Source organism: Phenylobacterium sp. (assembly GCF_031181185.1).
Classification (GTDB): domain Bacteria; phylum Pseudomonadota; class Alphaproteobacteria; order Caulobacterales; family Caulobacteraceae; genus Phenylobacterium.
The window spans coordinates 1-9,718 of record NZ_JAPSKZ010000136.1 but is presented as its reverse complement, the minus strand read 5'-3'; the positions used below and the strand labels follow the sequence as shown (position 1 = coordinate 9,718).

General features: G+C 68.7%; 8 protein-coding genes. 5 read left to right on the top strand and 3 right to left on the bottom strand.

The annotated features are described in order from the left end of the window. The first annotated feature begins 70 nt into the window (after positions 1–70). Positions 71–736, top strand: a complete 666-nt coding sequence (purQ, locus tag RIF93_RS15150; RefSeq protein ID WP_309092282.1) for a phosphoribosylformylglycinamidine synthase subunit PurQ — start codon at positions 71–73, stop codon at positions 734–736. Positions 737–781: 45 nt separating this feature from the next. Continuing rightward, positions 782–2,692 carry a CocE/NonD family hydrolase gene (locus tag RIF93_RS15145; protein WP_309092281.1) on the top strand — a complete coding sequence of 637 codons (1,911 nt, stop codon included), beginning with the start codon at positions 782–784 and terminating at the stop codon, positions 2,690–2,692. A gap of 1 nt (position 2,693) precedes the next feature. Here the strand turns inward: RIF93_RS15145 and RIF93_RS15140 are convergent, their stop codons facing one another. Then, positions 2,694–3,212, bottom strand: coding sequence for a hypothetical protein (locus RIF93_RS15140; protein WP_309092280.1), 519 nt, complete (start codon positions 3,210–3,212; stop codon positions 2,694–2,696). 165 nt (positions 3,213–3,377) lie between these two features. Here RIF93_RS15140 and RIF93_RS15135 point away from each other — a divergent pair, with 165 nt between their 5' ends. Beyond that, entirely contained in the window at positions 3,378–3,956 is a 579-nt protein-coding gene (locus RIF93_RS15135) for a hypothetical protein (protein ID WP_309092279.1), read from the top strand. On the opposite strand, the gene RIF93_RS15130 is transcribed toward RIF93_RS15135, so the two are convergent. Further along, on the bottom strand, positions 3,895–4,638 hold the full coding sequence (locus RIF93_RS15130; RefSeq protein ID WP_309092278.1) for a 2OG-Fe(II) oxygenase family protein: 744 nt from the start codon (positions 4,636–4,638) through the stop codon (positions 3,895–3,897). The genes RIF93_RS15135 and RIF93_RS15130 overlap by 62 nt on opposite strands. Then, positions 4,635–5,354 carry a 2OG-Fe(II) oxygenase family protein gene (locus tag RIF93_RS15125; protein ID WP_309092277.1) on the bottom strand — a complete coding sequence of 240 codons (720 nt, stop codon included), beginning with the start codon at positions 5,352–5,354 and terminating at the stop codon, positions 4,635–4,637. Before RIF93_RS15125 ends, RIF93_RS15130 begins: the two co-directional genes overlap by 4 nt. A gap of 276 nt (positions 5,355–5,630) precedes the next feature. On the opposite strand from RIF93_RS15125, the gene RIF93_RS15120 reads away from it, so the two are divergent. Then, on the top strand, positions 5,631–8,543 hold the full coding sequence (locus RIF93_RS15120) for a TonB-dependent receptor domain-containing protein (RefSeq protein ID WP_309092276.1): 2,913 nt from the start codon (positions 5,631–5,633) through the stop codon (positions 8,541–8,543). A gap of 170 nt (positions 8,544–8,713) precedes the next feature. Beyond that, on the top strand, positions 8,714–9,553 hold the full coding sequence (locus RIF93_RS15115) for a flagellin (RefSeq protein ID WP_309092275.1): 840 nt from the start codon (positions 8,714–8,716) through the stop codon (positions 9,551–9,553). Positions 9,554–9,718 lie beyond the last annotated feature (165 nt).

The following is a 9,718-nucleotide window of genomic DNA, read 5'->3' as shown; positions in this document are numbered from 1 at the left end:
TTCCCCGCGCCCGACGCCACGCCGGTCGCCCCCGTCCTCGACAAGTGCGCCTGAAGAGCTTGATCCGCCCATGACCAAAGCCGCCGTCATCGTCTTTCCGGGTTCCAACTGCGACCGCGACTGCAAGGTGGCCATCGAGCGCGCTACGGGCGCGCAGGTGGACATGGTGTGGCATGGCGATACCGAGCTGCCCTCGGGGGTCGACCTCGTCGTGCTGCCGGGCGGCTTCTCCTACGGCGACTACCTGCGCTGCGGGGCCATGGCGGCGCTCTCGCCGATCATGTCCGAGGTCAAGGCGGCCGCCGAGCGCGGCGTGGCCACCGTCGGCATCTGCAACGGCTTCCAGATCCTGTGCGAGGCCGGGATGCTGCCGGGCGCGCTCTTGCGCAACGAGAAGCTGAAGTACGTCTGCAAGCCGGTCGAGCTCGAGGTCACCAACGCCCAGACCCGCTTCACCGCCGGTTACGCCGGCCGCCGCCACGTGGCCATGACCGTGGGGAACGGCGAGGGCAACTTCTTCGCCGACGAGGCTACGCTGGACCGCCTCGAGGGCGAGGGCCAGGTGGTGTTCCGCTACGCCGACAATCCGAACGGCTCGCTGCGCAACATCGCCGGCATCGTCAACGAGCGCGGCAATGTGCTGGGCATGATGCCCCACCCCGACCGCGCCTTCGAAGCCGAGCTCGGCTCGGCCGACGGCGCCATCCTGTTCCAGAGCGCTCTCGCCAGCGCCTAAGGCTCAGGCTAGCGTCCGCCCCACGTCAGTTCCGTGGGGATGTTCATGACCTTCAAGACCCTGCTGCGCGCCGCCGTTGCGTGCGCCGCCATCGCGCTGCCCGCCCAGGCGCAGACGCCGACCCAAGGCACGCCGCCGATGACGCCGGACATCCCGGCCAAGTTCACGGCGCCCAACGTCGGCTACGACTACGAGCGGCGCGAGGTGATGATTCCCATGCGCGACGGCGTGAAGCTCTACACCGTCATCATCGTGCCCGAGGGCGCCAAGGACGCGCCGATCCTGCTGACGCGCACGCCCTACAACGCCAAGACGCCCAGCAAGCGCTTCAACTCGCCCTACGCCGCCGCGACCGGCGCCCAGGTGGACGAGGCCTTCCTCGCCGACGGCTACATCCGCGTCTACCAGGACGTCCGCGGCAAGTACGCCTCGGAGGGCGACTACGTGCTGACCCGGCCCCTGCGCGGGCCGCTCAACAACACGCCCGTCGACCATTCCACCGACGCCTACGACACCATCGACTGGCTGGTGAAGAACACGCCCGAGAGCAACGGCCGGGTCGGCGTCACCGGCTCGTCCTATCCTGGCTTCACCGCCGCCATGGCCCTGATCGACCCGCACCCGGCGCTGAAGGCCGCCGTGCCGCAGAGCCCGATGATCGACGGCTGGATGGGCGACGACTGGTTCCAGAACGGCGCCTTCCGCCAGACCATGCTGGACTGGTTCATGAACCAGATGACCGAGAAGGGCTCCGGGCCCGACCTGCCGCGCGAGGCGTTGGACGACTACGAGAACTTCCTGCGCGCCGGCAACGTCTGGAGCTTCGGCAAGAAGGCTGGCCTCGACCAGATCCCAGCCTTCCGCAAGATCGTCGAGCACCCCGCCTACGATCAGTTCTGGCAAGAACAGGCCCTCGACAAGCAGCTCGCCAAGCACCCTCTGAAGGTGCCGACGCTGTGGGTCGGCTCGCTCTACGACCAGGAGGACATCTACGGCGCCGTCCACGCGTACAAGGCGGTCGAGGCTAAGGACGCGAACAACGACATGAACTTCCTGGCGCTCGGCGCCTGGCGCCACTCCGGCGTCAACTACGAGCAGCGCCAGCTGGGCGCGCTCAAGATGCCGGGCGACACCGCCACCGAGTTCCGGCTGAAGGTCATGAAGCCGTTCCTCGACCAGCACCTGAAGACCAACGGTCCTAAGGCCGACATCGCGCCCGTCACCATGTTCGAGACCGGCACGCTGCAGTGGAAGCGCTACGACCGCTGGCCCCAGGCCGCCGCGCTCAAGCCGCTCTACCTGCAGCCTGGCCTGAAGCTCGGTTTCGACGCCCCCACCGGCGCCGCCTACGACGAGTACGTCTCCGACCCGGCCAAGCCGGTCCCGTTCGTGCCGCGGCCGGTGCGCGCCGACGACGCCGACCAGTGGCGCTACTGGCTGGCCTCGGACCAGCGCCACGCGTCCACGCGGCCGGACGTCCTGGTCTATGTCTCCGAGCCCCTGAAGGAGCCGCTGAAGATCGCCGGCGAGCCGGTCGTGAACCTCTTCGCCTCAACCACCGGTACGGACAGCGACTGGGTCGTGAAGCTGATCGACGTCTATCCGGACTTCGTGCCCTCCGACCTCGACATGAGCGGCTACCAAATGCCGATCGCCATGGAGATCTTCCGCGGCCGCTACCGGGATTCCTACGAGAAGCCGTCGCCGATCCCCGCCGGCAAGGTCCAGAAGTACCGCTTCGAACTGCCGACGGCGAACCACGTGTTCCAGCCCGGCCACCGGATCATGGTGCAGGTCCAGTCCAGCTGGTTCCCGCTCTACGACCGCAACCCGCAGACCTACGTGGAGAACATCTTCACCGCCCCGCCCAGCGCCTATCGCAAGGCGACGCAGCGGATCTACCACACGGGCGCTGCGGCCTCGGCCATCGAGCTGCCGGTCGTGCCGCTGAACTAGGCTATTCGCTGCGCTTGGCGCGCACCCCGCGCGCCTCGCCCACCTTCAGGAAGAAGCTGCCCAGGGCGGCCTTGCGGACCTCCACCGCAGCGCCCGCCTTGGGCCTGGGCGCGATCGCCTCGTTGTCGATCTGCCGCCAGGTGGCCCCGCTCTTCAGCTCGAACACCCAGCGGCCGCCGCCGTCCTGATAGGCCCGGGCCAGCTCGTCGGTGACGCGCTCCAGCGGCCCCTCGCCCCCGGCCGCCCGGTCGAACAGCGACAGCGACGGCAGGTCCAGGCCGAACGCCCCGCGCTGGGCCTCCTGCGCCTCCTTCCGGCGGATGATGCTGAGCTCGCCCGTCCGCACCTGCTGCTCCAGCGCCTGGTAGGCGGCGTCGTAGCAGGCGCCCTTGGCCGCGGGGTCTGCGACGCCCGCACACTCCGCCAGCCCCTTCAGCGCCGGGTCCGCCGGCTGGGCCGCCGCCGGCGCGGCCAGGATCGCCAGGCCCGCAAGGGCCAGTCCGCACAGCCGTCGTCCCATCGTTCGCCCTCTCCTGCCGGCGTTTTCGCACGACGCGGTTCGGCGCGTCAGCCCGTACCTCATGTGACGTTACAGCGCAGCTTGCTTGCGCTCTTCAACCTTGTTCGTATCAATGTTACGTCGATTACGGGAAACGCTGACATTGTTACATCGGGGGATGTGAACGTGGACGGATCCGGCCACGTCGAGGCGCTCGGGGGCGAGGCCGCGGCGACGAAGGTGGAGGAACGGGGCGCGCCCGGCGAGGGCCCGCGCGCGCTGCCGGCCGCCAAGCGGATGGCCATCGCCGCCCTGCACGCCCAGGCGCTGCGTCGGATCTCCCGCGAAGCCGCCCTCGCCGAGGCCGCCCAGGCCTACGCCGCGCGCCTGGGCCCCAGCCGTGGCAGCCTCAAGAAGCTGGTCTCCGAAGCCCGCGCCATCCTCCAGTTCGGCGTCGCCCCGTCGGTGCTCGACGACGCCGCCAGCCTGGCGCCCGACGCCGTCCTGGCGCGCATCGAGACGGCGATCCGCGCGGTGAACCTGCGCGAGGTGACCCGGGCCCGGGCGGCGGCCCTGGCCGGCGGCCGCGGCGGCCGTCCTACCGCGCGCCCAACCATCGCCTATGCGGCGGTGCGTAAGCTGCTCCACCTGGCCCAGGCGGGCGATCCCGACGCCCGGGCCGAGCTCACCGCCATCCAGGACCTCATGGGCGCGCCGCCGATGGCGCATACGGTGCATCGTCCCGCAGCCAGCCGGCGATCGTGAGCCGCGGCCGCGTGGCATAGGGCGCCACCGGCGCCACCGAGTGCCACTGCGGCGTCTTGAACAGCGTCAGCACGTTGAATTTCGGCGCGAAGCCCCGCGTCACGTCGCCGGCCGCGTCGTGGAACAGCAGCTGCCCGCCCCAGTCCGGCCGCCAGCCGCGGGTCAGCCCGATCGTATAGGCGGCCCGCCGCTCGCCCCCGCCGCGGTCGTCGTGCAGGTTCAGGAAGTGCCCCGGCCGGTAGTGGCTCGCCTGGGCGTCCACCTTCACCACCGGCTCGCCGGTCACCTCGTGGGCGAAGGCCATGAACTCGGGGCTGTTCAGGAACTCGGTCAGCCCGTGCAGCGGGTGCCCCGGATCGCGCCCGGCCAAGTAGGCCTCGATCATCGGATAGACGTAGTAGACGTAGGCGAAGCGCTCGGCGGCCTGCCGCGTCACCTCGGCCAGCCTCGCCTGCAAGGCGCCGCGCCGCTCCGGCGCCAGCGCCTGCGGCTCCACATAGACCGGCTCCCCCGACGGCCCGGAGTGCGCCAGGGTCCAGGGCGTCGCCTGCTCCAGCGCCGCCGCCAGGGCCTCGGCCACGGGCGCTGTGAACAGCCCCTCGATCTGGACGACCCCCTCCGCCTCGTAGCGGGCGCGGTGGTCGGCCGCCCTCAAGTCCGGATTGAGCCAGCCGCCGCTCATCGCCGCTCCCGGATGAACCAGCCGGTCAGCGACAGCCGCGGCTGGGCGGCATAGGGCGCCACGGGCGCCACCGAGTGCGCCCGCGGCACCTTGAAGACCGTCAGCACATTGAACCTGGGCGCGTAGCCCCGCTCGACGTCGCCGTCGGCATTATGAAACAGCAGCTGCCCGCCCCAGTCCGGCCGCCAGCCGCGCGTGAAGCCCAGCGTGAAGGCGGCGATCCGGTCGTCCCTGGTGTGGCTGTCGTCGTGCAGGGTCAGGAAGTCGCCGCGCCGGTAATGGCTGGCCTGCACCCGCACGCCGTCCACCGCCTCGCCGACGATCTCGGCGCCGAAATCCAGGAAGGCGCGGCTCTGCAGGAACTCCGTCACCGCCGCCGCCGGATGGTCGGGCGCGCGGGCGTATTCGTCCTGCAGGGCGTAGCTGCGGTGCAGGAACGAGAACCCGGTCGCCGCGCGCTTGACCGTGCCAGCCAGGAACTCCCGCACCTGCTGCTCGCCGAAGCGGCGCATCACCTCGTCGTTGATCACCAGGGTCTGGCCGGTCTCGTCGGGCGCGACGATCACATAGGGCAGGTTCGGCAGCAGGGCGCCGATCGCCTCCGCGGCCGGCGCTTCCAGCAGCTCGGCCGCCTGAACGACGCCGTCGCGGGCATAGGCCTCGGCGAACGCCCTCCCCGAAAGCTCGGGACGGATTCGGATCGGGGGCAGGCTCAAGACGGAATCGCTCCGGATGGGTTGGGGCTGACGCCAGCGTAACAGGGCCGCGCCCGCCGCGCGCGGGCGCCTGAAAAGTGACCAAAATGTAACACTGTGATGGCTTGTAACGGAAAATCCGCGTTCGCCGGTCACATGATACCGAACGTCACTTGACCGCAACCGAGCTTCGCCACAGGCCAGATAACAGAGCTCGCCAAAAGGGGTTGGCGGGGGGGCAGGGTCGGCGCCGCGAACAGCGAGCGCGGCCTTGCGAGCTATTTGGAGCATTCTCTGATGATGAGATCGTCCAACCGCGCGCGCCTGATGGCGTCGACGGTGTTCGGGGCTGTGCTGGTCGCCTCGCCGGCGCTGGCTCAGGAAGTCGAGGAGCTGGTCGTCACCGGCTCGCGCATCGCGCGTCAGGAACTCACCTCGGTGAGCCCGGTCGCCACCGTCGGCGAAGCGGTTCTGGAAGCCTCGGGCGTGGTCAACACCGAGAACCTGCTGGCCACGCTGCCGCAGGCGGCTCCCGGCGTCACCGGCACCGTCAACAACGGCAACGGCGGCGTCTCCACCGTCAACCTGCGCGGCCTGGGCTCGAACCGGACCCTCGTGCTGGTCGACGGCAAGCGTCAGGTGCCGACCACCCAGTTCGGCACGGTCGACATCAACCTGATCCCGACGGCCCTGATCGACCGGATCGACGTCGTGACCGGCGGCGGCTCGGCCGTCTACGGCTCGGACGCGCTCTCGGGCGTCGTGAACTTCATCCTGAAGAAGGACTTCGAAGGCTTCGAATTCTCGGGCGGCTACGCGGCCACCGACGAAGGCGACGCGGCGATCTACACCCTCGACGCCACCATGGGCGCCAGCTTCGACCGCGGCAACGTGGTGCTGAGCCTGGGCTACAACAAGCGCGAGGCGATGTTCCAGGGCGACAGCCCGCAGGACAAGCTGCTCGTCTCGTTGGGCGAACCGGCGGCCAGCAACCCGAACCGCGTGCTGATCTTCTCGGGCTCGGGCTCGGAAGAGTTCGGCCGGGTGAACAACTTCGTGGCCGGCCGCTTCGCCACCCTTCCGGGCGTGCCGAACAACTCGGCCAACTCGGCGCTGTTCCTCACGAACGGCGACGTGCGCCTCTACGCCGGCTCGCCCGACACCTACAACTTCGCCCCGGTGAACTACCTGCAGACGCCGCAGGAGCGCTATTCGGTGACGGCCCTCGGCCGCTACGACATCACCGACAACATCGAGGCCTACGCCAAGGGCAATTTCGTCGCGAGCCAGATCACGACCCAGCTCGCCCCGACGCCGATCGGCAGCCGGATCTTCCGCTTCACGCTCGACAACAACCCGTTCCTGTCGGCGGCGGCCAAGCAGGCCCTGAACACCCTGGGCTCCACGACCCCGTACTCGATCCCCGCCGGCAACCCCGCTTCGGGCACCTTCACCGACGTGGATAGCGACGGCGACGGCATCTTCGACACCGTCACCGGCGTGTTCAACCGCCGCCTTACGGAAGTCGGCCCGCGGGTCTCCGACTTCCAGTTCTACGGCTACCAGCTGCAGACCGGCCTGCGCGGCAAGATCGACGCCATCAACGGCCAGTGGGACACCTACTTCCAGTACGCCGCCACCCACGGCTCGAACTCGCTGGTTGGCGACACCAGCCTGGCGCGCATCCAGCAGGCCCTGCTGCTGAACGCCGCCGGCACCGGCTGCCAAGACCCGTCGGGCGGCTGCGTCCCGTTGAACCTGTTCGGTCGCGGCAACATCAGCCCCGCGGCGGCGCAGTTCATCTCCACGCGGATCAACTCGTCGCAGGACTACCAGCAGATCATCGGCTCGGCCTTCGTGAGCGGTGACACGGCGAACTTCTTCAGCCTGCCGGCCGGCGCCGTCGGCTTCGCCCTGGGCGCGGAATATCGCTCGGACGAGTTCGACTTCCGTCCCAGCCAGGACCTCGCGGTCGGCAACCTGACGGGCTTCAACGCCTCGCCGCCGGTCAGCGGCTACTTCGACGTCTATGAACTGTACGGCGAAGCCCTGATCCCGGTGCTGAAGGACCTGCCCTTCGTCCAGGAGCTGAACCTGGAAGTGGCCGGCCGGATCTCCGACTACTCGTCGCAGAACAAGCTGACCAAGACCTACAAGATCGCCGGCGACTGGCAGGTGATCGACGACCTGCGCCTGCGGGCTTCGTACAACCGCGCGGTCCGCGCCCCGTCGGTGGGCGAACTGTTCCGCCCGCAAGGCAACAGCTTCCCGACCGCCACGGACCCCTGCTCGTTCCAGGGCAACCCGAACGCCCAGGTCCGCGCGGCCTGCGTCGCCTCGGGCGTCCCGGCGAACCTGGTCGGCGTCATCCAGGCCAACCAACAGACCCAGACGATCACGGGCGGCAACCCGGACCTCGAGCCGGAAGTGGCCGACACCTACACGGTCGGCTTCGTGTGGCAGCCGAGCTTCGTCCCCGGCCTGGCCGTGACCGTCGACTACTTCGACATCGAGATCAAAGAGCTGATCACCAGCTTCGGCAGCTCGACGGCGAACGTCCTGGCGGTCTGCTACGGCCCGATCGTCGGCGGCGACCCGAACTCGCCCTACTGCCAGGCCATCAACCGCCTGGCGAACGGCTCGATCCTCAACGTGTCGCTGCAGGATCGTAACGTCGCCAAGCTGAAGGCCGAAGGGGTCGACGTCTCGGTCAGCTACCGGTTCGACATCGCCGACCTGGGCCTGGGCGACTACGGCACCGTCAACCTGCGGACGATGTACACCAACACCTGGGAAAACACGCTGATCCCCGACGCCATCTCGACCCCGGTGAAGTGCGCCGACAAGTTCGGTCCGCGCTGCAACAACGGCGGTTCGGGCATCATCCCGCGTCACAAGCTGAACACGCTGGTGCGCTGGGATTACGGCCGCTGGGGCGTCAACGTGGTGTGGAACCACCTCGACGACGTGACCGACGACAACCCGTCGGTGAACTACATCGTCGAGCGGATCGGCGCGAAGAACTACATCGACATGTCGGTGAACTTCGAAGCGACCGAAAACGCCGAGTTCACGCTGGGCGTGCGGAACCTGACCCAGGAATCCTACCCGGTCCTGGGCGGCAACGCCTCGCCGTCGAACAGCGGCTACCCGAACACCTACGACGTTCTGGGTCGCGTGTTCTTCGCGAACTTCGCCCTGCGTTACTAAGGAGAGGCTGGCCGGCGGCCCCACCGCCGGCCCTCCGAACGGGAGAAGGGCGCTGCGCTGCAGCGCCCTTCTTCTTTGCGCTAACCTCTCGCTAACCGGGCCCTGCGACCCTGGCGTGGGGCAGAACGCCCGCCGGCCTTTCGGCCGTTCGTCAGAAGCGGGGTTGGGCGGTGCCGCTCAACAGCATCAATACGAACGTCGGCGCCATGCAGGCGCTGCAGGTCTTCAACGCGATCAACGCGGAGATGGCCGTCGTTCAGCGTCGCATATCGACCGGCCTCAAGGTCTCCAGCGTCAAGGACAATCCGGCCATCTGGGCCATCGCCCAGAACCAGCGCAGCGAGGTGCGCGGGCTCGAGGCGGTGAAGACCTCGCTCAACCGCAGTCGCGGCATCGTCGACGTCGCCATGGCGGCCGGCGAAAGCATCTCGGAACTGCTGATCGAGATGAAGGCCAAGGCCCTCGCCGCCTCGGACTACGACCTCGCCGACCCGGCCCGCCAGGCCCTCAACGACGATTACCTGGCGCTGCGCCGGCAGATCGACCGGGTGGTGCGCAACGCCGAGGTCAACGGCATCAACCTGCTCTCGGCCGGCGGGACAGACCGGATCCGCGCGCTGGCCGACACCAAGGCCCAAAGCACGATCGACGTCGACCACGTCGACCTGTCCACGACGGGCTCGATCCTGTCGGGCCTTCCCGCCGACCTGATGGGCGGACTGGGACCGAACGGCATGGACGACATCAACACCGCCATGCGCGGCGTCAATGCCGCTATCGGCAAGCTGGGCACGGGCTCCAAGGCCTTGGAGTCGCACCTCAAGTTCGTCGAGAAGCAGCAGGACGCCCTCGAAGCGGCGATCGGCAATCTGGTCGACGCCGACCTCGCCAAGGAGAGCGCCCGCCTGCAGTCGCTGCAGGTGCGCCAGCAGCTGGCGATCGTCGCCATGCAGATCGCCAACCGGCAGCCCTCGATCCTGCTCCAGCTCTTCCAGTCCTACCGCCGCTGAGGCGCGGCTCCGTCGAAATACGTTGACTTCGGCCTCGATTTGTGTTCTCCTTTTGTTCATGGTCAGCGACATGGACATGCTGGAGGAGATCGACGCCCGGCTCGCCGCCGTCGCCGACGTCCAGTTCGCCATGATCCAGAAGATCAACGGCCAGGTGGAGGCCGC

Bases quoted from the DNA above. Each gene is read 5' to 3' on its own strand.
- purQ (WP_309092282.1), top strand. From the start codon at position 71: ATGACCAAAGCCGCCGTCATCGTCTTTCCGGGTTCCAACTGCGACCGC.
- RIF93_RS15120 (WP_309092276.1), top strand. From the start codon at position 5,631: ATGATGAGATCGTCCAACCGCGCGCGCCTGATGGCGTCGACGGTGTTC.
- RIF93_RS15140 (WP_309092280.1), bottom strand. From the start codon at position 3,212: ATGGGACGACGGCTGTGCGGACTGGCCCTTGCGGGCCTGGCGATCCTG.
- RIF93_RS15145 (WP_309092281.1), top strand. From the start codon at position 782: ATGACCTTCAAGACCCTGCTGCGCGCCGCCGTTGCGTGCGCCGCCATC.
- RIF93_RS15130 (WP_309092278.1), bottom strand. From the start codon at position 4,638: ATGAGCGGCGGCTGGCTCAATCCGGACTTGAGGGCGGCCGACCACCGC.